Genomic DNA, 23,627 nt, shown 5'->3' on the forward strand with positions numbered 1-23,627 from the left:
TACGGTGCCCCGATGGGCCTGTATCCGGAGATCGAACCGTACGACCACGGCATGCTCGACGTCGGTGACGGCAATAGCGTCTACTGGGAAACCTGCGGTAACCCGCACGGCAAGCCCGCGCTGGTGCTGCACGGAGGACCGGGATCCCGCACCAGCCCCAATCTCAGACGGTACTTCGACCCGGCCGCCTACCGGATCGTGCTCCTCGACCAGCGCGGCGCCGGACGGTCGGTCCCTCCGGCGAGCGACCACGAGACCGACATGAGCGTCAACACGACCGCCCACATCATGGCGGACCTGGAGCGGCTGCGCGCCCACCTCGGCATCGAGCGGTGGCTGGTGTGGGGCGTGTCGTGGGGGTCGATCCTGGGACTGCGGTACGCGCAGACTCACCCGGGAGTGGTGACCGAGCTGGTGCTGACCGGGGTCGCGACCGGCTCCAACGCCGAAGTGGCCCTCCTGACGCGGGGGTTGGGGAAGATCTTCCCCGACGCCCACGAGCGGTTCCTCGCCGAGCTGCCGGCAGACGAACACGGCGGCAATCCGGCCGCCGCGTACAACCGGCTGCTGGAGTCGCCCGACGCCGGAGTCCGAGCCCGGGCCGCGCGCGCCTGGACCGACTGGGAGACGGCGATCATCCCCGCGCCGCCACGCTCGGTCGCCCGGTTCGAGGACCCGGAGTTCCGCCTGGGCTTCGCACGAACCGTCACCCACTACTGGGGCAACGATCACTTCCTCGGCGACGGCAACGACGAGGGCGTCGTCCTGCGGGACGCGCACCTGCTGAAGGGCATCCCGGGCACCCTTGTGCAGGGCAGCCTGGACTTCGGCAACCTCCTCGGCATCGTCTGGCGGCTCCACCACGCCTGGCCGGACAGCGAGCTGGTGGTCGTGGACGAGGCCGGGCACGACGCGGGAGCGATGGGTGACGACGTACTGGTGGCGGCGACGGACAGGTACGCACGCGCCGACGCCTGACCGGCCGGGGGGGGCACGACCGGCTGGTCCCCCCCCACGGCCGAGCCCGTGCCCTATGGCTCCCACACGTACCGCACGTCCGGCTCCCGCTCCTCGTTGCCGGCGCCGTCCGTCCACTCCACGGCCTTGAAACCGTGCCGCTCGTAGAAGCGGTGCGCGGGCGCGTTGACCTGGAAGGTCCACAGCGACAGCCCTTCCGGCCCGCGTTCCTTGGCGAGCGCGACGAACCGGTCCCCGATGCCGCGCCCGCGCCAGTCCGGGGCGAGGTACAACTGCGACAGTTCCCCCTCCTCCAGCACCATCACGCCGACGACATCGCGGCCGGCCGCCTCCGCCACCCATGTCTCGCGCAGGGGCACCAGTACGTGGTGGAAGTAGTCCAGGACCTCTTCGTCGGTGCGAGGCCGGACCACGGTCGGCAGCGCGGCGGTGAAGGAAGCCAGCCAGACGCCGGCCGCGGCACGCGCGTCGGCGGCCTCCGCCCGTCGTAGGACGACCGGCCCGCTCACTTCCCGGTTCACGGACGTATCTCGTCCGGCACGACCGCCGTCGCCGTGATCTCCACCAGCTGACCCGGGTACCCGAGGCAGCTCACCCCGAGCAGGGTCGAGGAGTGCGGGCCGGCGCTGAGCCCGGACGCCTCGACGACCTCCCAGACGGCGGACAGTGCTGCGGTCTCCCCGCTGACCACGTACACATCGGTCGAGAGAACGTGCCTCAACTCGCTCCCGACGGAGCGCAACTGCTCGGTGAGGTTGGCGATCACCTGCTCGGCCTGCCGGACCGGATCACCCTCACCGACCAGCTTCCCCTCCGCGTCGAGCGGAACGGACCCGGCCAGGAAGGCGAGCTTCGTGCCGGCCTCGACGACGGAGGCATGGGAGTAGGTGGGCGGCGGGAAAAGGCCCGGCACGGTGGTGCGCTGGATCACGTGGGCTCCTGGGGCGGTGAACGGTCGACCTCCCGATCGTCTGTTCTCCGAACCGCTCTCGCATCCGAATTTCCCCCGGTCCCGTCCGGATGCTCGCCCACCCGGCCTCCACCCGGTCGCGCGGTGATGCGCGCCCGCAACTCCCGGGCCCTGCGCCGAGCGGCCGCCCGCACCACGGTGGACCGGCGCGCGGCCGCCGCCGACGCGGCCCGGAACGCGGTGCCGCGCTCCACGGCCTCGACCCGTTCGACGGCGTACAGGCGCGTCGGGGGTGCGGAGCGGACGTACGGGTGGGCGCGCAGCAGATCGGGCTCACCGAGCAGGCGGCGCACCATCCCCGCGGTCCAGCCTCTGGCCCGCAGCCCGGCCGTGGACACATGCGTGCGCCCCGGCTCCGGCTCGACCCCGCCGGGCTCCCAGGTTTGTACCGCACGCTCGTTCCGTTCCGGTCCGGGACACCCTTCCTCCCACTCCCACGACGCCATCACGACCTCCCCCGTCGCTACGCTGTGTGACGACTTCATTGATAACGCGCGCCACTGACAATTGCCTCGTGCCGCCGGTCGTCCGCGCGTACGCTTCCGGCGTCCGCCCGCCACCACCCCCACTCGTCAGGAGCCCGCAGCAGTGCCCTCCCTCACGGACCAGGCCTTCCTCGGCACCACCGCCGACCGCCTCGCCGCTCTGCCCAACGTCCGGGCGGTGACCCTCGGCGGCTCCCGGGCCCAGGGCACCCACGGGCCCGACAGCGACTGGGACCTGGCCGTCTACTACCGGGGCGCCTTCGACCCGGACGGTATCCGTGCCCTCGGCTGGGCGGGGGAGGTCTCCGAGGTGGGCGCATGGGGCGGCGGGGTCTTCAACGGAGGCGCCTGGCTGACGATCGACGAACGCCGGGTCGACCTGCACTACCGCGACCTCGACGTGGTCGAGCACGAGGTGGCGGAGGCGGCGGCGGGACGCTTCGGCGTCGAGCCGCTGATGTTCCACCTCGCGGGCATCCCGACGTACCTCGTGGTCGCGGAGCTCGCGATCAACGAGGTGCTGCGCGGCGAACTGCCCCGCCCCGCCTACCCCGAGGCCCTCCGTGCCACCGCCCCCGAGCGCTGGCAGGGCGCGGCCACGGCCACCCTCGCGTACGCCAGGGCCGGCCACGCGCCCAAGGGCGCCGTCACACAGGTCGCCGGCGCTATCGCCCTGGCCGCGACACAGACGGCGCACGCGGTACTGGCGGCACGGGGGGAGTGGGTCACCAATGAGAAGGGGATGGTGCGGCGGGCCGGGTTGGGCGGGGCCGATGGGGTCGACGGGCTGCTGGCGAACCTGACACCCCGGCCGGAGGCCCTGGCGCGGTCGGTCACGGACACCGAGGCACTCCTGCGCGAGGCCGTGGAAGGAGCCCGGGGAGGCCAGGGCCGTCACGAGGGGCGGGAACCAGGCACGACCGGATCGCGTTCACGAGGCACGACCTGATTGCGTTCATCACGACCTGATTGCGTTCATTAAGAACGCGCCGTTCCGGCCTGCCGTCACATTCCCGAAACACGTCCGTCCCTCCTCGTCCAAGAACACTCCTTAGCGTGGGCACCGCACCGTCCCACCACACCGTCTGACACCACACCGTCTGACACCACAGCCCGGCCACCGTCGCCCGAAGGCTCACCCCCGCCCTCGACCAGACGACAGGAGCCCCGCGCCCCGTGTCCCGCACCGTCCGCCCCGCACGCCGACTCGGCCTCTCGCTTCCGCCCTGGATCGCCCACGCCCTGAGAGCCCAGCGCGGGCCCGTGCCCTGGAGCGCGGTGTTCCGGGGTGCGCTGGCCGGCGGGCCGCTGCTGCTCGCCGCCGTGCTCGCGGACCGGGCCTCTCCAGGGGTTGTCGCCGCCATCGCCGCCATGCTGGCCGGCATCAACGACCGGCCGGGCAGTCGCCGTACCTCCGTGCGGCGCATCGGTGTTCCCGCGCTCGCCGGGGCCGTCGGGCTGTTCGTCGGGACGTACGCCGGGCAGCACCTCGGAGCCGTACCGCTGACCCTGGTGCTGACCGGGCTCGGTCTGGTCGCCGGAGGGATCAGCGCCGTCGGGACCGTGGCGTCCGGGGCCGGGACGCAGCTGCTGGTCACCAGCGCCGTCGGTGCCGGGATGCCGTTGCCCGACCCCGGGTGGCAGAGCGTGCTGGCCTTCCTCGCCGGCGCCGGATGGCTGCTCGCGCTGCGGCTGGTCCTGCCCACGCCCGGCTCCGTCACCGGGGGCTTCCGCCTCGACATCCGCCTCGACTTCCGTTTCGACGGTGAGCGGGCGGCCGTCGCCGACGTCTACGACGCCGTGGCCGCGCTCCTGGACGCGGCCGGCACGGAGCAGGCCGTCGCCCGCCGGACCGCGCTCACCGCCGCCCTCGACCACGCGCAGGACGCGCTCGCCGGGCCCCGGCTGCGGCGCTACGCCTCGTCCGCGGCCGAACGGCGGCTGCACGCCCAGTACGCCGCCGCGTTGCCTCTCGGCGAGGCCGCGACCGCCCTCGCGTGGGCCGAGCAGGCCGTGCCCGCGCGGGCCTCCGAGGGGCCCCGGAGGTTGGCGGCGGCCGTCCGTGGCAGCACCCACGCCGGACCGCTGCCCGCGCCCACCCGCACCGAACCCGCCCTGCGCGCCCTGGACGACGCCCTGCTGCACGCCGCGGAGGCCTTCGACCGGGGGAGGGGCCGGGACCTGCACACCCGCAGGCGGTCGGTCGTCTCCCTGGCCCGCACCGTCCTCGGCGCGGGCGGACGGGAGTACGGGCTACGCGTCGGCCTGTGCTTCGGCGCCAGCGCCGCCGTCGCCCAGGTACTGCACCACGGCCACTGGTACGGGTCCCACCAGCACTGGTACTGGCTGCCCGCCACCGCCGTCTTCCTCGTCAAGCCCGACCTCGGCCCGCTCGTCTCCCGGGTGCTGTGCCGGGCGGCCGGGACCGTTCTGGGGGCGCTCGTCTTCGCCGGGTTCGCCGCCGTGCTGCCCCGGCCGGAAGGGCTCGTCGCGCTCGTCGCCGTCTGCGGTGCCCTGGTGCCGGTCGCCGCGCGGCACTTCGCCGCCCAGACCACTGTCGTCACCGTCCTCGTCCTCGCGCTGGTCATGGTGGGCGGCGAACCCCAGGCCTCCGTCAGCCGCATCGGCGAGACACTGCTGGCCTGCGCGATCGTCCTGGTCGTCGGGCATCTGCCGATGCCGGGACAGCGGGGCGGCGGGGTCCGTGCCCGGATCGACGTCGCCGACGCCGCAGCCCACGCCTACCTCGCCCACGTACTGAGCGAGTCCGGCGACCGCGCCGCCCGGTGGACGCTGCGCCGCGAGGCCTACCGCACGCTTGCCGAGGCCCGCGCCGCGATCGCCCTCGCCGCCGTGGAACTGCCCGCCCTCGCCCGGCACTCGGAGGGCGCGGACGAGGTCGCTGCCGTCCTCGAGCGGCTCGTCGACACCACCACCGCGTGCGCCGTGCACCTCGACGACACCGGCCGGCTCACGCCCCGCCACACCGACCGGCTCGCCGGACTGCGGGACGAACTCGTAGAGCGGCGCGGGCGCGTGGGGCGGCACCGTACGTTGGCGTGATGACGCCTTCTCCCCATGAGAGCCGTGCGAAGCCCGCCGATCTCGTCATCACCGGCTGCACCGTCCTCGTGCACGACGACCGGGAGCGGATCGGCTTCCAGGAGGACGCGGCCGTCGTCGTACGCGACGGAGTCGTCGACTCCGTGACGACCGCCGCCGCCGTGCGGGGTCTCGCGGCCGCCGACCGCATCGACGCACGCGGCCAGGTCGCCCTCCCCGGGCTGATCAACTGCCACACGCACGCGCCGATGGTCGCCCTGCGGGGCCTCGCCGAGGATCTCCCCACCGAGGAGTGGTTCAACGACGTCGTCTGGCCCGTCGAGTCCAACCTCACCGACCGCGACGTGGAACTGGGAGCCCGGCTCGCCTGCGCCGAAATGATCCGCGCGGGGGTGACGACGTTCGCGGACCACTACTTCGCCATGGACGCCGTCGCCGCCGTGGTCGCCGAGTGCGGGATGCGGGCGCTGCTGGGCCAGGCGTACTTCTCCTCGCAGGGCCCCGAAGGGCGGGAGGCGTCGCTGGAGTTCGCGTTGCGGCACCGGGGCTCCGCGGACGGCCGGATCACGACCGCCCTCGCCCCGCACGCCCCCTACACCGTGACCGACGCCGACCTCGCCGCCACCGCCGGACTCGCCCGCGACCACGGCCTGCCCGTGCACCTCCACGCCGCCGAGAACCGCGACCAGACCGACACCAGCCTCGCCCGTCACGGCGCCACCCCGATCGAGATCCTGGAACGCACCGGCATCCTCGACACCGACGTGCTCATCGCGCACGGCACCGGCATCGTCGAGGCCGATCTGCCGCTCCTCGCGCGCGCGGGCGGCCGTACCGCCGTGGCGACCGCGCCCCGCGGCTACCTCAAGTTCGCCTGGCCCACCACCACACCCGTGCGCGCCCTGCGCGACATCGGCGTCCCCGTGGGGCTCGCCACCGACGGCGCCGCGTCCAACAACTCCCTGGACGTGTGGGAGTCGATGGCGCTCACCTCCCTGATCCAGAAGTCCACCGAGGGCGACCCCCGCTGGCTGACCTCCCGTCAGGCCCTCCATCACGCCGGCCCGCAGAGCGCCCGCGCGGTCGGGCTCGGCGACACCGTCGGCCGCATCGCGCCGGGGAAACGGGCCGACCTCGTCCTCGTGGACCTCACCGGCCCGCACACCCAGCCCGTCCACGACCTCGCCGCCACCCTGGTGCACAGCGCGCGGTCCGCGGACGTGCGCACGACGATCGTCGACGGGCGCGTCCTCATGCGGGACCGCGAGCTGCTGACCCTCGACGTCCCCGCGGCGGTGCGGGAACTCGGAGAGCGGCTGCCCGCCCTGACCGACCGCGGCCACGGCCGGCGCGTCCAGGAGTACGACACCTGAACACCGGGGCCGGCGCCTTCCGGGCGGCTTCCCAGCGGCGTTCCGGCGGCGTTCCGACGGCGTTCCGGCGGCGTTCCGAAAAGAATCTTGCCGAGCCGCGATGAGTTCCGCTCCGCCCGTCGGTCAGCACCTCCGACGGACCGTCGTGTGTCGCACAGGAGGAGCTGGATCCCATGTCGTTGCCCGAGATCGTCACTCGCGCGGACTGGCGCGCGGCGCGCGAGGCCTTACTGGCCAAGGAGAAGGCGGCGACACGCGCGCGTGACGCGCTCAACGCCGAGCGGCGCGGGCTGCCCATGGTGGAGGTCGACAAGGAGTACGTGTTCGAGGGCGGCGACGGCAAGGCCACGCTGCTCGACCTCTTCGAGGGACGCGACCAGCTCGTCGTCTACCACTTCATGTTCGCGCCCGAGTGGGACGCCGGCTGCCGCAGCTGCTCGGCGTTCCTGGACCAGATCGGACACCTCGCACACCTGAGAGCGCGCGGTACGTCGTTCGCGGCCGTGTCCCGGGCGCCGTACCCGCGGATCCTTCCGTTCAAGGCGCGGATGGGCTGGACGCTGCCCTGGTACTCGTCGTACGTCAGCGACTTCAACACCGACTTCGAGGTGACCCTCGAACACGAGGGCGAGCTGGTCGAGCGGCCCGGGCTCAGCTGCTTCCTGCGGGACCGCGACCGGGTCTTCCACACCTACTCGACGTACGAGCGCGGCCTCGACGGACTCGGCTCGACCACCAGCCTGCTCGACCTGACCGCTCTCGGCCGGCAGGAGCGGTGGGAGAAACCCGAGGGACGCGCGTCGGCCTTCGGTGCGCCTGCGGGGAGCGAGAGAATCCGGTACCACGACGAGTACGAGGGCTGACACGCACCGTAGCGAAGGAGGCCGAACGGCTGAGACGCCGCTCACACTTTGCGGTGAACGAGTGTCAACTATGTCTCAGTACCATCACTCCGCGAGGCGATCGCTCCATGGTTGGCGTTTAACTCTACGAGTACAGCGCTACATGGAGGTGCAGGGTGAACGGGCGAACGGTGCTCGAACGCTTTCCCGCCGGCGGACCGCGTGGTTCCTGGCCGGCGGAGGAGTTCGCGAACGCGCGGCGTCTGGAGGGCCTGCCCGCCGAGGTCGTCATGGACCTCGCCACGGACATGTTCCTGGTCATCGTCCGCGCCGGCGACGCCGCCGGTGACGTGGCCGCCTGACGGGCGGGCGCGGCCCTGACGTCAGCCCGCCTTCGGGGCGGGCACCGGCGCCCCGGTGAACTGTTCCGCCTGGAGGGAGTAGAGCTCCGCGTACACGCCACCGGTGGCCAGCAGCTCGTCCGGTGTCCCGGACTCCACGAGCCGGCCTTGGTCGAGGACGTGCACCAGGTCGGCGTGACGCACGGACGCCAGCCGGTGAGTGATCAGGACGACCGTCTGTCCACTGCCGGCCAGGGCGCGGATCTTCTCGAAGACCTCCAGCTCGGCCCGGGCGTCCAGGGCCGCCGTCGGCTCGTCCACGATGAGGATGCGGCCCTGCCGGTACGCCGCGCGGGCGATCCCGACCCGCTGCCACTGGCCGCCGGACAGCTCGTGGCCGCCGCTGAAGTTGCGGGCCAGCAGGGTGTCCAGGCCGCGCGGCAGATCCGCGACCACCTCCTCGGCCCCGGCCTCGGCGACCGCGGCGGCCACACGGTCGTCGCCGAGCGGCGTCGAGGAGCGCCCCACCGCGACGTTCACCCGCGCGGTGAACGGCCACCGCTTGAAGTCCTGCGCCACCATCGCGACGCGTTCGGCGAGCGCGTGCCGGTCCGCCGTCGCCGCGTCGACGCCGTCCCAGGTGATGCGGCCCCGGTCCGGCGTGTACAGCCCGGCGAGCAGTTTCACCAGCGTCGTCTTGCCCGAGCCGTTCTCGCCGACGAGCGCCACGATCCGGCCCAGCGGCAGGGAGAGCGTCACGTCGTCGAGCGCCGGGCGGGCGGCGTCACCCGGGTAGCGGAACGTGACGTTCTCGAAGCGGATCTCCTTCGGATCCTCCGGTAGTGCGGCGCCGCCCACCGGAATGGCCCGGTCGGCCGCCTCCACGTGCAGCCGTTCCAGGCCGCCGACGAACAGGGCCTCCTCGTGGAGCACGTTGACCTCAACGACCAGGGTGCCGAGGCTCTGCGAGCCGGTGCGGATGGCGATCACGGCCGTACCCGCCACCGACAGGGACATCGCTCCGCCCAACAGCAGCCCACCGAGCGTCACGTACGTCGCCGCCGTGGCCAGCCCGGTCCACGCCGCCGCGATCAGCCCCGTACGCGCCGCCAGCCGGGCCAGCCGGGCCTGCTCCGCCTCGGCGGTCTCCGACATCGCGCGGAAGTGCCGCAGCAGGAAGGGGCCCACGCCGTGCACCCGGATCTCCGGCGCCGCGGCCGGTTCGATGAGCAGACTGCCCAGCAGCCGCCCCGCGCGTTCGTGCTGCACCCAGGCGTGGAACGACTCGTACCGGCGGCGGGCCAGGGTCAGCGCGCTCCAGGCGCTCGGCAGGGTCATCGTCACCAGCAGCGGCAGCAGCGCCGGATGCAGCACGGTCAGGACGCCGGCCGCCGCGATCAGCGAGATCATCGCGTTCACCACGCGCGTGCCGTACATGATCATGCGCCGCGCGGAGGCCGCGCCGTACTGGGCGGTGTCCAGGAGCTTGTGGAAGGCGTGGTCCTCGATCGCGGACAGCTCCACGGCCGCCGCCCGCTCCAGGTACCGCTCGGTGGCCACCCGCTCCACCTTGGGCTCCAGCCGTCCGATGGCGTACGTGGAGGCCGCCCGCAGCAGTGCCGCGAGCAGTATCACCGCCGCTACGGTGACCAGCGCGGGGACCGCCCCGCGAAGGCGTTCCTCGATGGGCCCGGCGGCCATCAGTCCGGCCAGCACGCTGTTGACCGCGAGCAGACTGACCGCCTGTGCCAGACCCCGGCCCATCTCGGCCGCCAGTACGGTCCGCGCGGCCTGCGGGTCGGCCTGCCGGGCGAGCCGGAGGCTGGACGACAGCAGGGACGGCAACCGTGTCAGCATCGCCCGGAAGCCCAGCTCCAGAAACGCGTCGGCGTGCTGGTTCCATCCCATGTCGTAGCGCAGCGGACCGCCGAAGAGCAGCCGCTCCGACTCCGACACCCCGGCTGCTTCCGTGCCGCCCTTCCTGCGCACCGTCTGCCTCCCCATCGTCGACGGACGGCCACTATCGCGGGGGCGGACGCCTACGGGCAGGGCGTGGACGGGGGAGGCCGGAGCGCGCGGGCGCACGCCCGGCCGGAGGAAGCCGGAAGGGGGCGTGCGGGGCGGAGCCGGGGGAGCGAAGAGGGACGGGAGAGCGCGGCGGCGCCTATGCGCTCACCGGCCGCGACCACGTCGGCGTCGTGTTCGTCAGCCGGCACAGTGCCAGGTAGAGCGGGATGGGCGGGGTGTAGGGGACCGTGCCGTCCGGGCGGTGGATGAGGCCGGGCAGGCCCGGGGCGTCGAGGACGACCGCACCCGTGGCGTACCGCGCGGGCGCGGGCCATTCCAACGCGTAGTCGGAGTCGGACGGGACGATCCACCACCAGTGCGCGTCGTCGGCGTAGACGCACCCCACGCGCGGCAGCCGGGGCAGCACCAGAGGGCCGAAGCGGGCGGGCACCGCCACCGCGTCGCAGCCCAGCGGGGCCGTCATGCCGTCCGGCACGGGCAGCCGCCGGGGTGTCGCGGAAAGCGCTCCCTGGGTGGTCAGCTCGCGCTGCAGGCGGACCAGGGTGTCCAGACCGAGCGGTCGGATGCCGGACGCAGCCCTCATAGCCATTCGGTCCCCGTTCCGCGGTGTGCCTCTCGGCGGCGTGCCTCCGCCTCGCCCTCGTCACCCGTGCCGTCGGCGGGGCCGGGCTTCGGGCGGGCGCCCCAGCCCAGGTCGTTGTGGGGCTCCGACGGGTCGCGCGGCCCGTCGGCCTTGCGTGGCAGCTCGGCCCAGACCAGCAGTCCGGGGCCGTGCTCGTGAGCGCCCCAGGCGTCGCACAGGGCGTCTACGAGGAACAGGCCCCTGCCGTGCTCGTCCTCGGGCTGCTGATCGGCCGAGGGGTGGGGCTGGCCGGGGGCGCAGCCCTCGTCGCGCACGGCTATGCGGACCAGATCGGCGCCGTCGTGCAGCTCGCACACTATGTGTCTGCTCGCGGTGTGCACGATCGCGTTGGTCACCAGCTCGGAGACGACCAGGGCCGCGGTGTCGCAGGTGTCCTCGCACACCGACCAGCCGTTCAGCCGGGCCCGTGTCAGGCGTCTGGCCTGTGCGGGAGAGCCCGGATGCGCGGCCAGCTCGAATCGGAACCGGCGCTCGGCAGCGGCGGTCCCCGAAAGGCCGGCTCCCGTGGCGGCACCGAGGCCCAGGGAGCCCGCGGTGGCGTCTGTTCCTAAGGGCGCGGACGGAATCACGCTTGCCACTATCGCCCCGCCGTGAACACTTGGCAAGAGTCACTCTGAAAAATGCAGAGTGCTGTGTGACGGTCTGGACGGCCGTGGCACACTGCTCGCAACAGCACGTCGAGCGGCGCCACTTCAGATCTCCGAAGGCCTGCCCAGGCTTTCGAACGGATATTCGAATGGCGCCGCCGGGCTGTCCGCACAAGGACACAGGGACTCTTCGGGACTCTTCAGGAGGTGGGCGGTGAGCGAGCCGCGGTCCGCGCCGACGGTCGGCCAGGTCGTCCTCGGCCGGCGCCTGCTGGACCTCCGGGAACGCGCCGGTCTCAAGCGCGAGGAAGCCGCCCGCATCCTGCGCGTCGCCCCCGCCACGGTCCGCCGCATGGAGATGGCCGAGGTCGCCTTCAAGATCCCGTACCTCCAGCTCCTGCTGAAGGCCTACGGCATCGCGGACGACGAGGCCGACGCCTTCGTCCGGCTGGCCGAGGACGCCAACAAGCCCGGATGGTGGCAGCGCTTCCACGACATCCTGCCGGGTTGGTTCTCGATGTACGTCAGCCTGGAGGGCGCGGCCGTCCTGATCCGCTCCTACGAGCCCCACTTCGTCCCCGGATTGCTGCAGACCGAGGACTACGCGCGCGGGGTGCTCCGCTCGGGAGCCATCGGGCAGACCCGGCCCGACGACATCGAGCGCCACGTCGACCTGCGCATGCAACGCCAGGAACTGCTCACCCGCAAGGATGCGCCCAGGCTGTGGGTCGTCATGGACGAGACCGCGCTGCGCCGCCCCGTCGGGGGGCCGGAGGTGATGCGTGCCCAGGTCGACAGGCTGCTCGAGGCAACGAAGCTGCCCAATGTGACGCTGCAGGTCGCCCCGTTCTCCAGCGGGCCGCACCCGGGCACGTACGGGCCCTTCGTGCTGTTCCGATTCGCCATGCCGGAGCTGCCGGACATGGTCTACAGCGAGTACCTGACCGGCGCCGTCTACCTCGACGCGCGTGCCGAGGTGGCGACCCACCTCGAGGTCATGGACCGCATGGCGGCGCAGGCCGCCACGGCACATCGCACGAAGGAGATCCTTCGGGATCTCCGCAAGGAGCTGTGAATGAATCGCATCAAACCCCAGCGCTCGCCACGGACCCGCAGCGAGCGGATCTACAACGGCATGCCCGCCCGTGAGCTGGGCAGCGAGGGCTGGCACAAGCCGTGGAGCGGCGGCAACGGGGGCAACTGCCTGGAAGCGATGAAGCTTGCCGACGGCCGGATCGCGGTACGTCAGTCCACCGACCCCGACGGCCCCGCGCTGATCTACACCTCGGCCGAGATGACGGCCTTCATCGAGGGCGCCAAGGCGGGAGAGGCGGACTTCCTGCTGTCCTGAAACGTGCGCGCTGTTGCTTTGTTGTTTTTAAGCTGTTGGTACTGAGTTGATCACCTTTTGCGAAGAACACTCAACACCCGTGAGCCGTGACACGCAGGCCGTGACCCGGACCCGTGCGTGACCCGGGACCAGTAAGCCGCCGTGATCCGATCGATGACCGGCCGGGCAGCGGTGGTCGTGTTCAGGCCGTCATCGGCCGGTCGTACGGGCCGACCGGTGCCGGCAGCCGTGTGCTGCCGCCCGACAGGTGGCGGTCGACGGCCGCCGCCACCGCCCGCCCCTCCGCGATCGCCCACACGATGAGCGACTGCCCGCGCGCCGCGTCCCCGGCGGCGAACACACCCGGGACGTTGGTCGCGAAGCCCCGGTCCCGGGCGATCGTGCCACGGGGCTCCAGTTCCAGCCCCAGCCCTTCGACGAGCCCGTCCTCCCGGTCCGGTCCGGAGAAGCCCAGGGCGAGGAGGACGAGGTCCGCGCGGAGCGACCGTTCGGTGCCGGGCAGCGGACGGCGTCCGGCGTCCACACCGACCAGGCGCAGCGACCGCACATGCCCCTCCGAGTCACCGGTGAGTCGGAGCGTGGACGCGGCGAAGAGCCGCGCGTCGGCGTCCGCCGCCGGCGCGGACCGCAGGTCACGTGCCTCCTCGTGCGCGGCCGACAGCCGGTACAGCCGCGGATACGTCGGCCAGGGCTCGGCCTCCTCGTCGCGTTCCCCACCAGGCTGCGCGTAGATGTCCAGCTGGGTCACGGACGCGGCCCCCTCCCGCACCGCGGTACCGAGACAGTCCGCGCCCGTGTCACCACCGCCGACGATGACGACGTGCAGGCCGGCGGCCGACAGCGGGGAGCCTTCCAGATCGCCCTCGCACACCCGGTTGGCCAGCGGCAGATACTCCATCGCCTGATGGACGCCGGCCAGCTCGCGGCCGGGCACCGCCAGTTCACGCCACGCGGTCGCGCCGGTGGCGATCACCACCGCGTCGTAGCGGGCCCGCAGCTCGCCGGCGGCCACGTCCCGCCCGACCGCCGTCGACGTACGGAACTTCGTCCCCTCGGCCCGCATCTGGTCGATGCGCCGCTCCAGGTGCCGTTTCGCCATCTTGAACTCGGGGATGCCGTACCGCATCAGCCCTCCGATCCGGTCGTCCCGCTCGTAGACCGCGACCGTGTGCCCGGCCCGGGTCAGCTGCTGCGCCGCCGCGAGCCCGGTGGGCCCCGAACCGACCACCGCCACCGTCCGCCCGGACAGCCGGTCCGGCGGGCGCGGCGGGGTGAAACCCTCCTCCCAGGCCTTGTCGGCGATCGCGCACTCGACGTTCTTGATGGTGACGGCCGGCTGGTTGATGGCGAGCACACAGCCGGCCTCGCACGGTGCCGGGCACAACCGGCCGGTGAATTCAGGGAAGTTGTTCGTGGCGTGCAGCCGCTCGCTCGCCGCCCTCCAGTCCGCCCGGGAGACCAGGTCGTTCCACTCCGGGATCAGGTTGCCGAGCGGGCAGGCTTCGTGGCAGAAGGGGACGCCGCAGTCCATACAGCGGTCGGCCTGGGCGCCGATGATCGGCAGCAGCGCCCCCGGGACGTAGACCTCGTGCCAGTCCCGGACTCGTTCCTCGGCCGGCCTGCGGGGCCACTCCTCGCGGGGCGTGGTCAGGAAACCCTTGGGATCGGCCATGGCCGTCTTCCTTGCGTGCGGGTGGCAGGCCGTGCGTCGTGGGGCGGCGCTCTTCCGGCCCACGATACGTCCCGCCCGCCCCGCGTGCAGAGTGCCGGACGGCTCCGCGCCCACGGCGTCCCGGCCGTGGCGGCGCCCGCCCCTCAAACGAGGCGGCGGGCGCCCCATCAGGAGAGGGCCAGCACGTACGCCACCGCCGCCGCGGCCGAGGCGACCGTACGCACGTGGTTCCACGCCGTCCACTCCCGCACGTACGAGGGCCACTGGCCGGCCGCCTCCGCAGTGCCCGGCTCCAGCCGGAGCAGCGCGGTGTTGCGCGGCACATTGGCGGCCGCGGTCACCCCGAAGGACCCGAACAGGTACAGCGCGCTGCCCAGCAGCAGCTCCACCGCGGCCCCGTCCGGCCACAGCACGAACGTGACCACGGCGATCACCGCGGTGAGCACCGCCGTCCCCAGGAACAGGAGCATGAAGGCCGGCCGCACCGCGGCCGTGTTGATCGCGTTCATCGCGGCGACTCCCTGCGCGGGCGGCAGCGCCGCGAGCCCCCGCATCACGAAGGTCGAGAACGCGCAGAAGGCGCCGGCCGTCAGACCGGTCCCGAGCACACCCAGCACTGTCAGCACGAAGTACGGTCCGTCGATCATGTCGTGTCAGCTCCCACCCGTCGCGTCGATGCCCGCTCGGCACCGTCGGCCATCGATCATCCCAAGTCAACCTCCGCACAGGCACGGTGACCATGGCCGACCGGCGCGGGCGCATGCGCGAGCGTCCAGGCGGGCGGACCGGTGGCTGACGCATCATGGGCAGGTGCGACTGGAAGCGATCACCTGGGACAGGCTCGGCGACCTGCTCGCCGAGCGCCTGCTCGACCTCGAACCCGCCGACGGCGGCGCCTGGCCGCGCGTCGCCTTCGACGGTGCCCCGGCAGCCCGCCCCGGCGACCTCGCGGAGCGGGTCTCCGAGGCGCTGCGCGTGCGCGGCCGCCCCTCCCTCGTCATCGGGACGGAGGGCTTCCTGCGCCCCGCTTCTCTCCGCCTCGAGTACGGGCATCAGGACGTCGAGTCCTACTACAACGGCTGGCACGACACCGGCGCTCTGTGGCGCGAGGTCTTCGACCCGCTCGGGCCCGGTGGCGACGGGCGCGTTCTGCCCGACCTGTGGGACCCGGTCACCGACCGTGCCACCCGCAGCTCCTACGTCCGCCTCCCACCCGGCGGCGCTCTGCTGCTGCACGGCCCCTTCCTGCTGCGCCACTGGTTCCCCCTCGATCTGAGCGTCCGTCTGGTCCTCAGCCCCGGCGCACTGCGCCGCCGAACCCCCGAGGCCGAGCACTGGACGCTGCCCGCCTTCGAGCGCTACGCGGACGAGACCGACCCCTCCGGCACCGCCGACGTCCTCGTGCGCGCCGACGATCCACGGCATCCCGCGTGGAACGGCTGACGCGCCAGGCGGACGGCCGGCCCGCCCCATCGGCCTGTCTGTCCACGACCTCGCCAACCCGTACACATCCGGGCTCCGCGGTACCGCCGGGATCGTGCCCGACGAGGGCAAGCGACTCCCGTACGAGCTCTCGCCCGAGTACCTCGGCGTCGACGCCGCCGCGGAGAAGGACGAGGAGGCGCCCGCGTGATCACCCGGGTCGTGCCACGGAAGACCGTGAGCATCTCGGCCTGAGCGGCCCGGCCCGTCGTCAGAGCCAGCCGTTGCGCCGGAAACCCCGGTGCAGTGCCAGGCACGCGACGGCTATCACACCTATGACCAGGCCGTAGCCGTACCGCCAGCGCAGTTCGGGCATGTGGTCGAAGTTCATGCCGTACACCCCGCAGACCATCGTGGGTACCGCGACGATCGCGGCCCAGGCGGTGATCTTCCGCATGTCCTCGTTCTGCGCGACCGTCACCCGGGCCAGGTGCGCCTGGAGGATGGAGTTGAGGAGTTCGTCGAACGCCGCGATCTGCTCCGCGGCCCGCAGCAGATGGTCGGCGACGTCGCGGAAATAGGCCTGTATCTCCGGCTCGACCACTCGGACCGGTCGTGTGGCCAGCTCCTCCAGCGGCCGGCCGAGCGGTACCACTGCCCGCCTCAGTTCCAGGAGTTCACGCTTGAGCTGGTAGATCCGCCCCGGATCGACCCGCGCGCCGTGCTCCGCGAACACTTCCGTCTCGACCTGGTCGATGTCCGCCTGGACCGCCTCGATGACGCTCAGGAACTCGTCCACCACGTGGTCCGCGATCGCGTGCAGCACAGCGGACGGCCCCTTGACGAGCTGCGCGGGATCGGACTCCAGCCCTTCCCGCAACGGTCCCAGCGAGCCGTGCCGCCCGTGTCGCACGGTGATCACGAAGTCCTGGCCGACGAACACCATGATCTCGCCGGTGCTCACCACCTCGCTCGTGGCCGTGAGCTCCTCGTGCTCCACATAGCAGACCGTCTTGAACACGGCGAAGAGCGTCTCTCCGTACCGCTCCACCTTGGGGCGCTGGTGGGCCTCGATCGCATCCTCGACCGCCAGCGGGTGCAGGTCGAAGAGCTCCGCGACCCCCGCGAACTCCTGGTCCGTGGGCTCGTGCAGGCCGAGCCAGACGAAACCGGCCCCGCGCCCCCGCATCCGCTTCACCGCGTCGGCCGGATCGCCGCCCTCGGGAGTGCGGACACCGTCCCGGTAGGTCACGCAGTTCACCACCGAGGAACCCAGCGGGGAGCGGGCGGGATGGCTCAGGTCCACACGCGGGCGCCGCCGGGCCAGCCGGGCCGCCTTGCGGAGGCCGCTGACCCGTCCCAGGCCTGTGACCTTCCGTAGATTCCCTGTCATCGTCATCCGTGTCTCCTCGCGTGGGTCCCCTCGCGCCGTGCTTCCCGCGCCTTGGCGAGCCAGTCTGCCAGGCCGGCGTCAGCCGCGGACGAGCCTGTGGGTACGGGGCGTTCCGCTTTGTTCCCGGCTGTGGACAGGGCGTTCGGACGCGGACGCACATCGACCCGGCCGCCCCCGACGAGCCGCCGCGCCGGAGCGTCGACCGCTTCAGGCAAGCCGGACAACTGGGATGATCGCCGCATGACGCGAACCGACGGATACCTCCTCGACAACCGGCAGGCCGAGGCGGCGGAGCGCTTCGAGGCCTTCGCCACCCTCTTCGATCCCACGACGTTCCGGCACCTCCAAGCGCTCGGCGCCGGACCCGGCTGGCGCTGCTGGGAGGTCGGGGCCGGAGGCACCTCGGTGGTGTCCTGGCTGGCCAAGAGGGTGGGGCCGACCGGCAGGGTCCTGGCGACCGACATCGACACCTCTCGGGTCGCTCCGGCCGGCCGGCCTCCGGTCGAGGTGCGCGTGCACGACGTGGGCGCCGAGGAACCGCCGGGGGAGGGGTTCGACCTGGTGCACGCCCGGCTCGTGCTCGTCCATGTCCCGGACCGGGAAAGGGCGTTGCACTCGATGGTCAAAGCCCTGCGACCCGGCGGCCGCCTCCTGGTCGAGGACGCCGACCCCGCGCTGCAGCCCCTGCTCTGTCCCGACGAGCACGGTCCCGAGCAGCAGCTGGCGAACCGGCTGCGGCACGGCTTCCGCCAACTGCTGGCCCGTCGCGGCGCCGATCTCTCCTACGGCCGTCGGCTCCCGCGTCTGCTCCGGGAGGCCGGGCTGCGCCGCGTGGAGGCCGATGCCTACTTCCCGGTCACCTCACCCGCGTGCGCCGCCCTGGAGTCCGCGACGGTGCGTCAGGTCCGCGACGAGCTGGTCGGCGCCGGGGTGGCCAGCCACGAGGACATCGACCGCCACCTCGCGAACGTCGCGTCCGGCAGGATGGACCTCGCGACGGCTCCGATGGTCTCGGCATGGGGACGCAAGGCGTAGGGGGGTGGGTCCCGGCCGGCCCGGGACGTCTGCCCCGGCCGACATGCCGCGGAGCCCCTCGCCCCGTGGAGCCACGGCGGGCGTGGCACGGCCCGGTCGACCGGCGCGGTGTTCGTGGGCGAGGGCTGCCGACGGGCTGTCTGCTTCGCCCTTGGCCCCCGTGCCTCCGCGACTCGTGCCTCCGCGGCTCGTGCCCCCGTCTGCGCCCCCGCGGCCTGCCCCCTCCGCGACTCGTGCCCCCGTACCTCGAGCCGCTCGCGTCGCCACCGACCACGGCGAACTCCTGACACGTCGCCACCAGCGCCCCTCTCACACCTACTACCGTCAGTCCGGCGCCCGTGGAGGCCTCCCGCCCACCCGTTCGACCGCCCGCGCTCCCGCCCGGCATCCTGCAGCCGCCGCCTCCTCGGGCACCGCGCCCGCGAGCAGTGCGGCGAGGAACGCGCCGGTGAAGGCGTCACCGGCGCCCGTGCTGTCCCGCGGCGACGCCGGGGCGGCGGGGACACGCGCGCACACGGCGCCGGACCGGGCCACCAAGGCTCCCTCCGCGCCCTGCTTGGCGATCACCAGCGGGACAAGTCGGCTCAGTTTGGCCGCAGCGTCCGCCGCGTCGGGCAGCCCGGTGAGCAGGCACGCCTCGTCCCGGCTGGGCAGCAGCACGTCCACCCCCTCGACCAGGTCCAGGAAACGGTCGACGCCCAGCTCGGTGAGGAACCCGGCCGACGCCGGGTCCAGACTGACCGGTACCCCGCGCGCGCGTGCCGCGGCCAGGGCGACCGGCACCAGGGCACGGCTCGGCTTCGAGAACAGGAGGTAGCCCGACAGGTGCAGCCGGGCGACGCCGTCGAGCAGCGTGTCCGACCAGTCGCCGGGCCCGAGCCGCAGCGACGCCCCGCTGTCCGTCAGGAACGTCCGCTCGGCCGAGTCGCCCGTGTCGACCAGGCAGATCACCGTCCCCGTCGGGGCCGCCTCGTCGACAGCCAAAAGAGGACGTACGCCACTGGCCAACAGCTCACGCTCGTGCCAGGCCGCCGCGTCGGAGCCGACCCGCCCCAGCAGCCGTACGTCCCGGCACCCTCCGTATGCGGACCAGCAGGCCACGTTGGCACCCGCCCCACCGGGCAGTCGGCGGATCGAGGCGGCCGTGTCCGTGCCGGAGGCCAGCGGCCCCCGGTGCCGGGCGACGACGTCCGTGATGACGTCCCCGACGACCAGCAGCGCGTCGCCCGGCCCCGTGGTCATGCCCCGGTCCAGGCCGCCGCGACGCGGGCCGCCAGCCGCACGTTTGCGCGCACTGCCGCCAGGTTGGCGCTCAGCGAGGCCCCGTCGGTGTGCCGTACCAGGTAGTCGAGGAGGAACGGCGTGACCGCCTGGCCCGTGACCCCCTCCTCCTCGCAGGCGTGCAGCGCGTCGGCGAGCACCCGCGCGTGCAGCGCGGGATCGAGTTGCTCCTCCTCCGGGACGGGATGGGCGACCACGAGCGCGGACCGCGGCCCGCCGAGCGCGTCCTGCGCCCGCATGACCGTCGCCACCTGCTCCGGAGTGTCCAGTGTCCAGTCCACCGGATGCCCCGAGTCGGACAGGTAGAAGCCGGGGAAGCGGTCCGTGCCGTAACCGGCCACCGCGACACCCAGCGTCTCCAGCCGCTGCAGGGTCGCCGGCACGTCCAGGATGGACTTCACGCCCGCGCAGACCACCGTGACGCGGGTGCGTGCCAGCAGGCCGAGGTCGGCCGACTCGTCCTGCGTCACGGTCCACTCCCGGTGCACGCCGCCGAGCCCGCCGGTGGCGAACACCCTGACGCCCGCCAGGGCCGCCAGCAGGGCGGTCGCCGAGACGGTGGTCGCCCCGCTCGCTCCGGCGGCCACCGCGAGCGGCAGGTCGCGGTGGCCCAGCTTGCGGATGCCGTCCTCGTTCGCGACCCGCTCCAGCTGCTCCTTGTCCAGGCCGACGTGGGGCCGCCCGTCCAGCACGGCGATGGTCGCCGGTATGGCGCCCTCCTGCCGTACGGTCTCCTCCAGCTCGCGCGCCACCAGCAGATTGCGCGGGCGCGGCAGCCCGTGCGCGATGATCGTGGACTCCAGCGCCACCACGGGGTGACGCGCGTCGATCGCCGCCCGTACCTCTTCCGACACCATCAGCATCACGCGCCTGCCTCCTGTCCGTCGGTTCTCCCTCATCTCTGGCGGGCGGGGGACCGGGCCAAACCCCTCAAGGGCCCCGGCCGGAGTCTTGCGGCCCTCCGGGAAGACCACGAGCCTGGGAACCATGACGCACGACACGACACGTCTCGACCATGTCGTCCTCTGGGTGCGCGACCCGGTCGCCGCTGCCGATTTCTACGAGAAGAATCTGGGGCTGGAGCCGCTGCGGGTCGCCGAGTACACCGCGGGGACCGTGAGCTTCCCCTCCGTACGCCTCAACGACGAGACCATCCTCGACCTGGCGCCACACTCCCTGGCGGAACGCATGCGAGTGGTCCCCGGCGCCGACGGCAGTGCGGGCCATCCCGTCAACCACATCTGCCTGTCGCTGTCACCGCACGACTTCGAGGCACTGCGCGCCCGCCTTGAAGAGCAGGGCGTTCCGGTCTCGGAACTGGCGTACGACTCCTACGGCGCCCGAGGCCCGGCCCGGCGCAGCTTCTACTTCGGCGACCCGGACGGCAACATCTTCGAGGCTCGGCACTACGAGTAGCCCCGCCGGGCCCCGGGCGGCCGACCTCTCAGAACAGCGGCTCGGGCAGCACGCCCTCGAGCGCGAGCAGGTGTCGCTTGGTGCCCACGCCGCCCCCGAACCCGCCGATGCCGCCGTCGCTCTCGACGACCCGGTGGCACGGCACGACGACCGGCAGCGGATTGGCCCCCATCGCCATGCCCACCGCCTGGGCGGCGCCCGGTCGGCCGACCCGGTCGGCGAGGTCGCCGTACCCGACGACCGAGCCGTAGGGGACGCCGGACGCCAGCTCGCGCAGTACCTCCCGGTTGAAGCCCGAGATCAGCGACCAGTCCAGCGGCAGGTCGAAGTCGCGCTGCCGACCCGCGAAGTACGCCTCCACCTGCCGTATCGCCTCGGACAGCAGCGGCGAGCCGGGCGCCTCGACGGGCTCCGTGCCCAGCCGGGCCGCGAGCCTTTCGAGCGCCCGGTCGCGCGCGGCGTCGGTGGCGTGGAACACGACGTTGACCAGTCCGTCGCGGGTGGCGGCCAGCAGCAGCGGACCGATGCCGGTGCCGACGACGGTCCACACGACCCGCTGTTCGTACTGCCCATGGCTGTCCATGCGCCAACGGTACGGCCGGCCACTGACAACGCCCGGGACAGCGGCGGACGCGACCGGTCCCTGCCCCGGGCGTGCCGGGGTCACCGGCCGGCCGAGTCCTCGTCCTCGCCGACGGCGTCCCGCACCACGTCGGGCTTGTTGGTGATGATGCCGTCGACGTCGTACCCGGCGACCCGCCGGGCGGTGTCCGCGTCGTCGACCGTCCAGGTGAGGACCTCCATCGGCCTGCCGTGCGGGCCCGTGAACGCGTGCACCGAGGAGACGTAGCTCATGGAGAGGGAGCGGTGCGAGGGGTTGATCTGGTCGGTGAACTCCGCGTACTCGGGCAGGTCCGACACCGACGGAGTGCCGAGGAACCCGGTCTTGACGGCCGGCTTGAGCTGGTGGACGGTCCGGACGCTGTCCGCGCTGAAACTCTGCACGACCAGCCGGCCGGCCACATGCCGCCGGTCGAGCCAGCCCTCGTTGGCGAGGACCTTGAGGGTCTGCTGCTCGATGCCCGGGTACAGCTGGGGGTTCTTCAGCTCCAGCAGCAGCTTCTGGTGGTTGTGCTCCACGCGGTCCACGTACTGCTTCAGCGTCGGCACGCGCGCGCCCGCGTACTCGGACCCGAACCAGCTCCCCGCGTCCAGCCGCGCGATCTCCGCCGCGGTGAAGTCCTTCACCTTCCAGGGCGAGCGGTCGGGGAAGACCTCCTCCACGTCGGTCGTGCGCCGCAGACTGTCGTCGTGGAGGACGACGAGCTCGCCGTCCCTGGTGCGCTGGACGTCGTTCTCCACCCAGCGGATGCCCAGCTCGGCCGCCTTGTCGACGGCTGCCAGCGTGTTCTCCGGCGCATACCCGGAGGCGCCCCGGTGGGCGACGACCGAGGGACCGTCGTCCCCGCTCTGGGCGGTCCCGGCGTGCGAGAGCGGAGTGAGCAGGGCGACTCCCAGGAGCGCGGTGGTCGTGACGGCAACTGCGCGCGCGTGCATGCGTACTCCTCGCGTCGAGCGATCACGGACAGCACCACTGTGACACCAGAGAGTCAACGGGAGAGGGGTGCAGAATGGCCACAGGCTGAATGGAGTTGCTCAACTCCGCTCACGGGGGCCCCACAAGTGGGGCAAGGCCGTGATTCTTTGCCGGCGAATCGTTCGTCCATTCCGGTGGGAGTCATACTCTCTGCCTCGACCCTGACCGTTCGCGCGGTCCTGGGAGGGGGCGCACATCAGGAAATTCCGGGACGTAACCGGGGTGTAAGAAGGCGGAAGGGCAGCCGCACATGCAAGGCACGGTCGACGGATTCAGCTACGGACTCGTCACACCGCTGGTGGCCTACCTCATGGCCTGCCTCGGCGGTGCCCTCGGTCTGCGCTGCACCACCAGGTCCATGCGGGTCACCCGGTCCTGGCGCCCGGCGTGGCTCGCGCTCGGCTCGGCGGCGATCGGCTCCGGCATCTGGACCATGCACTTCATCGCCATGATGGGGTTCACGATCGAACACACGCCGATCCGCTACGACTGGCTGATGACCTTCGCCAGCCTGGCCGTCGCCATCGTGATGGTGGGCATCGGGATCTTCATCGTCGGCTATCGGGGCGCGCGAGGAACGGCCCTCTTCACCGGCGGCACGATCACCGGCCTGGGCATCGCGTCGATGCACTACCTGGGTATGGCCGGGATGCGCCTGGACGGGCAGCTGACGTACAACACGTTCACCGTGGCCGTGTCCGTCGTCATAGCCATGGCCGCCGCCACCGCCGCCCTGTGGGCGGCCGGACAGGTCCGGGGATTCCTGTGGAGCGTCGGCGCCAGCCTGGTCATGGGGCTGGCCGTCACCGGCATGCACTACACGGGCATGGCCGCCCTCGAAGTCCATCTCCACGGCACGACCGATCCCTCCACCGGGGGCTCGGCCGCGGAACTGCTCGCCCCCATGCTCATCGGCCCCCTGGCCTTCCTCCTCCTCGCCGGCGTCGTGGTGATGTTCGATCCGCTGATGATCATGGAGAGGGCCGTCGAGGTCCCCGCCGAGCGGAAGCCGGGCGTCCCCGCCCACTCCGAGGCACCGCGCACGGCCCGCCGCCCTCCGCACCACCCCGCCCACCACACGCGCCGCCCGCTCGTCCGGCGCTCCCGGACCCCGCAGAACCGCTGATCCGGACCCGTTGTCAGTGCGGGG

Annotated in this window: 25 protein-coding genes; 12 read left to right on the forward strand and 13 right to left on the reverse strand. The window is 72.6% G+C overall.

Features of this window, described 5'->3' with window-relative positions:
• Nucleotides 1-12 precede the first annotated feature (12 nt).
• Nucleotides 13-978, forward strand: coding sequence for a prolyl aminopeptidase (gene pip, locus ACFW48_RS36565; RefSeq protein WP_386322664.1), 966 nt, complete (start codon nt 13-15; stop codon nt 976-978).
• Between the two features lie 53 nt (nt 979-1,031).
• Here the strand turns inward: pip and ACFW48_RS36570 are convergent, their stop codons facing one another.
• From ACFW48_RS36570 to ACFW48_RS36580, 3 genes are read right to left on the reverse strand one after another with little or no spacing between them, the layout of a single operon-like run.
• Nucleotides 1,032-1,487 (reverse strand): GNAT family N-acetyltransferase, encoded by a 456-nt coding sequence (locus ACFW48_RS36570; RefSeq protein ID WP_386322733.1) that lies wholly within the window; start codon nt 1,485-1,487, stop codon nt 1,032-1,034.
• 8 nt (nt 1,488-1,495) lie between these two features.
• Nucleotides 1,496-1,909, reverse strand: coding sequence for a RidA family protein (locus ACFW48_RS36575; protein WP_386322666.1), 414 nt, complete (start codon nt 1,907-1,909; stop codon nt 1,496-1,498).
• Nucleotides 1,906-2,394: a hypothetical protein gene (locus ACFW48_RS36580; RefSeq protein WP_386322668.1), complete on the reverse strand. Its 489-nt coding sequence runs from the start codon at nt 2,392-2,394 to the stop codon at nt 1,906-1,908. Before ACFW48_RS36580 ends, ACFW48_RS36575 begins: the two co-directional genes overlap by 4 nt.
• Before the next feature lie 142 nt (nt 2,395-2,536).
• Between ACFW48_RS36580 and ACFW48_RS36585 the strand changes: the two genes are divergently transcribed.
• The 5 genes from ACFW48_RS36585 (at nt 2,537) to ACFW48_RS36605 (ending at nt 8,073) form a co-directional block, all read left to right on the forward strand.
• On the forward strand, nt 2,537-3,382 hold the full coding sequence (locus ACFW48_RS36585) for a nucleotidyltransferase domain-containing protein (RefSeq protein WP_386322670.1): 846 nt from the start codon (nt 2,537-2,539) through the stop codon (nt 3,380-3,382).
• Between the two features lie 227 nt (nt 3,383-3,609).
• A complete protein-coding gene (locus tag ACFW48_RS36590) occupies nt 3,610-5,496 on the forward strand; it encodes an FUSC family protein (RefSeq protein WP_386322672.1) in 1,887 nt (628 codons plus the stop codon).
• Nucleotides 5,496-6,869 (forward strand): amidohydrolase, encoded by a 1,374-nt coding sequence (locus tag ACFW48_RS36595; protein ID WP_386322674.1) that lies wholly within the window; start codon nt 5,496-5,498, stop codon nt 6,867-6,869. The genes ACFW48_RS36590 and ACFW48_RS36595 overlap by 1 nt, the downstream gene beginning before the upstream one ends.
• A gap of 173 nt (nt 6,870-7,042) precedes the next feature.
• Nucleotides 7,043-7,732, forward strand: a complete 690-nt coding sequence (locus tag ACFW48_RS36600) for a DUF899 domain-containing protein (protein WP_386322676.1) — start codon at nt 7,043-7,045, stop codon at nt 7,730-7,732.
• A 155-nt stretch (nt 7,733-7,887) separates the two neighbouring features.
• The gene (locus ACFW48_RS36605) at nt 7,888-8,073 is read left to right on the forward strand and encodes a hypothetical protein (protein ID WP_121746457.1); all 186 of its coding nucleotides are present in this window, start codon (nt 7,888-7,890) and stop codon (nt 8,071-8,073) included.
• 21 nt (nt 8,074-8,094) lie between these two features.
• On the opposite strand, the gene ACFW48_RS36610 is transcribed toward ACFW48_RS36605, so the two are convergent.
• From ACFW48_RS36610 to ACFW48_RS36620, 3 genes are all read right to left on the reverse strand, one after another.
• Nucleotides 8,095-10,056, reverse strand: a complete 1,962-nt coding sequence (locus ACFW48_RS36610) for an ABC transporter ATP-binding protein (protein ID WP_386322678.1) — start codon at nt 10,054-10,056, stop codon at nt 8,095-8,097.
• Between the two features lie 160 nt (nt 10,057-10,216).
• Nucleotides 10,217-10,669 carry a hypothetical protein gene (locus ACFW48_RS36615; RefSeq protein WP_386322680.1) on the reverse strand — a complete coding sequence of 151 codons (453 nt, stop codon included), beginning with the start codon at nt 10,667-10,669 and terminating at the stop codon, nt 10,217-10,219.
• On the reverse strand, nt 10,660-11,301 hold the full coding sequence (locus ACFW48_RS36620; protein WP_386322682.1) for an ATP-binding protein: 642 nt from the start codon (nt 11,299-11,301) through the stop codon (nt 10,660-10,662). Before ACFW48_RS36620 ends, ACFW48_RS36615 begins: the two co-directional genes overlap by 10 nt.
• A 223-nt stretch (nt 11,302-11,524) precedes the next feature.
• Between ACFW48_RS36620 and ACFW48_RS36625 the strand changes: the two genes are divergently transcribed.
• The gene (locus tag ACFW48_RS36625) at nt 11,525-12,385 is read left to right on the forward strand and encodes a helix-turn-helix transcriptional regulator (protein WP_386322683.1); all 861 of its coding nucleotides are present in this window, start codon (nt 11,525-11,527) and stop codon (nt 12,383-12,385) included.
• Nucleotides 12,386-12,661 carry a DUF397 domain-containing protein gene (locus tag ACFW48_RS36630; RefSeq protein ID WP_310873900.1) on the forward strand — a complete coding sequence of 92 codons (276 nt, stop codon included), beginning with the start codon at nt 12,386-12,388 and terminating at the stop codon, nt 12,659-12,661.
• Between the two features lie 181 nt (nt 12,662-12,842).
• Here ACFW48_RS36630 and ACFW48_RS36635 read toward each other — a convergent pair whose 3' ends face one another.
• Nucleotides 12,843-14,333, reverse strand: coding sequence for a glutamate synthase subunit beta (locus ACFW48_RS36635; RefSeq protein ID WP_386322685.1), 1,491 nt, complete (start codon nt 14,331-14,333; stop codon nt 12,843-12,845).
• Nucleotides 14,334-14,500: 167 nt separating this feature from the next.
• Complete coding sequence (locus ACFW48_RS36640; RefSeq protein WP_386322687.1) at nt 14,501-14,980, reverse strand: DUF1772 domain-containing protein; 480 nt, start codon at nt 14,978-14,980, stop codon at nt 14,501-14,503.
• Between the two features lie 163 nt (nt 14,981-15,143).
• Between ACFW48_RS36640 and ACFW48_RS36645 the strand changes: the two genes are divergently transcribed.
• Complete coding sequence (locus ACFW48_RS36645) at nt 15,144-15,776, forward strand: uridine kinase (RefSeq protein WP_386322689.1); 633 nt, start codon at nt 15,144-15,146, stop codon at nt 15,774-15,776.
• Nucleotides 15,777-16,026: 250 nt separating this feature from the next.
• Here the strand turns inward: ACFW48_RS36645 and ACFW48_RS36650 are convergent, their stop codons facing one another.
• The gene (locus ACFW48_RS36650; protein ID WP_386322691.1) at nt 16,027-17,154 is read right to left on the reverse strand and encodes a magnesium and cobalt transport protein CorA; all 1,128 of its coding nucleotides are present in this window, start codon (nt 17,152-17,154) and stop codon (nt 16,027-16,029) included.
• A gap of 234 nt (nt 17,155-17,388) precedes the next feature.
• On the opposite strand from ACFW48_RS36650, the gene ACFW48_RS36655 reads away from it, so the two are divergent.
• Nucleotides 17,389-18,183 (forward strand): methyltransferase domain-containing protein, encoded by a 795-nt coding sequence (locus tag ACFW48_RS36655; protein WP_386322693.1) that lies wholly within the window; start codon nt 17,389-17,391, stop codon nt 18,181-18,183.
• A 324-nt stretch (nt 18,184-18,507) separates the two neighbouring features.
• On the opposite strand, the gene ACFW48_RS36660 is transcribed toward ACFW48_RS36655, so the two are convergent.
• A complete protein-coding gene (locus tag ACFW48_RS36660; protein ID WP_386322695.1) occupies nt 18,508-19,425 on the reverse strand; it encodes a carbohydrate kinase family protein in 918 nt (305 codons plus the stop codon).
• A complete protein-coding gene (locus ACFW48_RS36665) occupies nt 19,422-20,330 on the reverse strand; it encodes a pseudouridine-5'-phosphate glycosidase (protein WP_386322697.1) in 909 nt (302 codons plus the stop codon). The genes ACFW48_RS36660 and ACFW48_RS36665 overlap by 4 nt, the downstream gene beginning before the upstream one ends.
• Before the next feature lie 121 nt (nt 20,331-20,451).
• Here ACFW48_RS36665 and ACFW48_RS36670 point away from each other — a divergent pair, with 121 nt between their 5' ends.
• Entirely contained in the window at nt 20,452-20,880 is a 429-nt protein-coding gene (locus ACFW48_RS36670) for a VOC family protein (protein WP_386322699.1), read from the forward strand.
• Between the two features lie 28 nt (nt 20,881-20,908).
• Here ACFW48_RS36670 and ACFW48_RS36675 read toward each other — a convergent pair whose 3' ends face one another.
• Nucleotides 20,909-21,463, reverse strand: coding sequence for a methylated-DNA--[protein]-cysteine S-methyltransferase (locus ACFW48_RS36675; protein ID WP_386322701.1), 555 nt, complete (start codon nt 21,461-21,463; stop codon nt 20,909-20,911).
• A gap of 80 nt (nt 21,464-21,543) precedes the next feature.
• Nucleotides 21,544-22,437 (reverse strand): glycerophosphodiester phosphodiesterase, encoded by an 894-nt coding sequence (locus ACFW48_RS36680; protein WP_386322703.1) that lies wholly within the window; start codon nt 22,435-22,437, stop codon nt 21,544-21,546.
• Between the two features lie 290 nt (nt 22,438-22,727).
• On the opposite strand from ACFW48_RS36680, the gene ACFW48_RS36685 reads away from it, so the two are divergent.
• Nucleotides 22,728-23,603, forward strand: coding sequence for an MHYT domain-containing protein (locus ACFW48_RS36685; protein WP_386322705.1), 876 nt, complete (start codon nt 22,728-22,730; stop codon nt 23,601-23,603).
• Nucleotides 23,604-23,627 lie beyond the last annotated feature (24 nt).

This window comes from Streptomyces sp. NPDC058812, from assembly GCF_042744565.1.
In the GTDB taxonomy this organism is placed as follows: domain Bacteria; phylum Actinomycetota; class Actinomycetes; order Streptomycetales; family Streptomycetaceae; genus Streptomyces; species Streptomyces thinghirensis.

What these genes read in the sequence shown, in the direction of transcription:
- ACFW48_RS36685 (WP_386322705.1), top strand. Translation starts at nt 22,728, where the DNA reads ATGCAAGGCACGGTCGACGGATTCAGCTACGGACTCGTCACACCGCTG.
- ACFW48_RS36600 (WP_386322676.1), top strand. Translation starts at nt 7,043, where the DNA reads ATGTCGTTGCCCGAGATCGTCACTCGCGCGGACTGGCGCGCGGCGCGC.
- ACFW48_RS36595 (WP_386322674.1), top strand. Translation starts at nt 5,496, where the DNA reads ATGACGCCTTCTCCCCATGAGAGCCGTGCGAAGCCCGCCGATCTCGTC.
- ACFW48_RS36655 (WP_386322693.1), top strand. Translation starts at nt 17,389, where the DNA reads ATGACGCGAACCGACGGATACCTCCTCGACAACCGGCAGGCCGAGGCG.
- ACFW48_RS36615 (WP_386322680.1), bottom strand. Translation starts at nt 10,669, where the DNA reads ATGGCTATGAGGGCTGCGTCCGGCATCCGACCGCTCGGTCTGGACACC.
- ACFW48_RS36640 (WP_386322687.1), bottom strand. Translation starts at nt 14,980, where the DNA reads ATGATCGACGGACCGTACTTCGTGCTGACAGTGCTGGGTGTGCTCGGG.
- ACFW48_RS36580 (WP_386322668.1), bottom strand. Translation starts at nt 2,394, where the DNA reads ATGGCGTCGTGGGAGTGGGAGGAAGGGTGTCCCGGACCGGAACGGAAC.
- ACFW48_RS36610 (WP_386322678.1), bottom strand. Translation starts at nt 10,056, where the DNA reads ATGGGGAGGCAGACGGTGCGCAGGAAGGGCGGCACGGAAGCAGCCGGG.
- ACFW48_RS36670 (WP_386322699.1), top strand. Translation starts at nt 20,452, where the DNA reads ATGACGCACGACACGACACGTCTCGACCATGTCGTCCTCTGGGTGCGC.
- ACFW48_RS36635 (WP_386322685.1), bottom strand. Translation starts at nt 14,333, where the DNA reads ATGGCCGATCCCAAGGGTTTCCTGACCACGCCCCGCGAGGAGTGGCCC.
- ACFW48_RS36630 (WP_310873900.1), top strand. Translation starts at nt 12,386, where the DNA reads ATGAATCGCATCAAACCCCAGCGCTCGCCACGGACCCGCAGCGAGCGG.
- ACFW48_RS36675 (WP_386322701.1), bottom strand. Translation starts at nt 21,463, where the DNA reads ATGGACAGCCATGGGCAGTACGAACAGCGGGTCGTGTGGACCGTCGTC.
- ACFW48_RS36660 (WP_386322695.1), bottom strand. Translation starts at nt 19,425, where the DNA reads ATGACCACGGGGCCGGGCGACGCGCTGCTGGTCGTCGGGGACGTCATC.
- pip (WP_386322664.1), top strand. Translation starts at nt 13, where the DNA reads ATGGGCCTGTATCCGGAGATCGAACCGTACGACCACGGCATGCTCGAC.
- ACFW48_RS36680 (WP_386322703.1), bottom strand. Translation starts at nt 22,437, where the DNA reads ATGCACGCGCGCGCAGTTGCCGTCACGACCACCGCGCTCCTGGGAGTC.
- ACFW48_RS36650 (WP_386322691.1), bottom strand. Translation starts at nt 17,154, where the DNA reads ATGACGATGACAGGGAATCTACGGAAGGTCACAGGCCTGGGACGGGTC.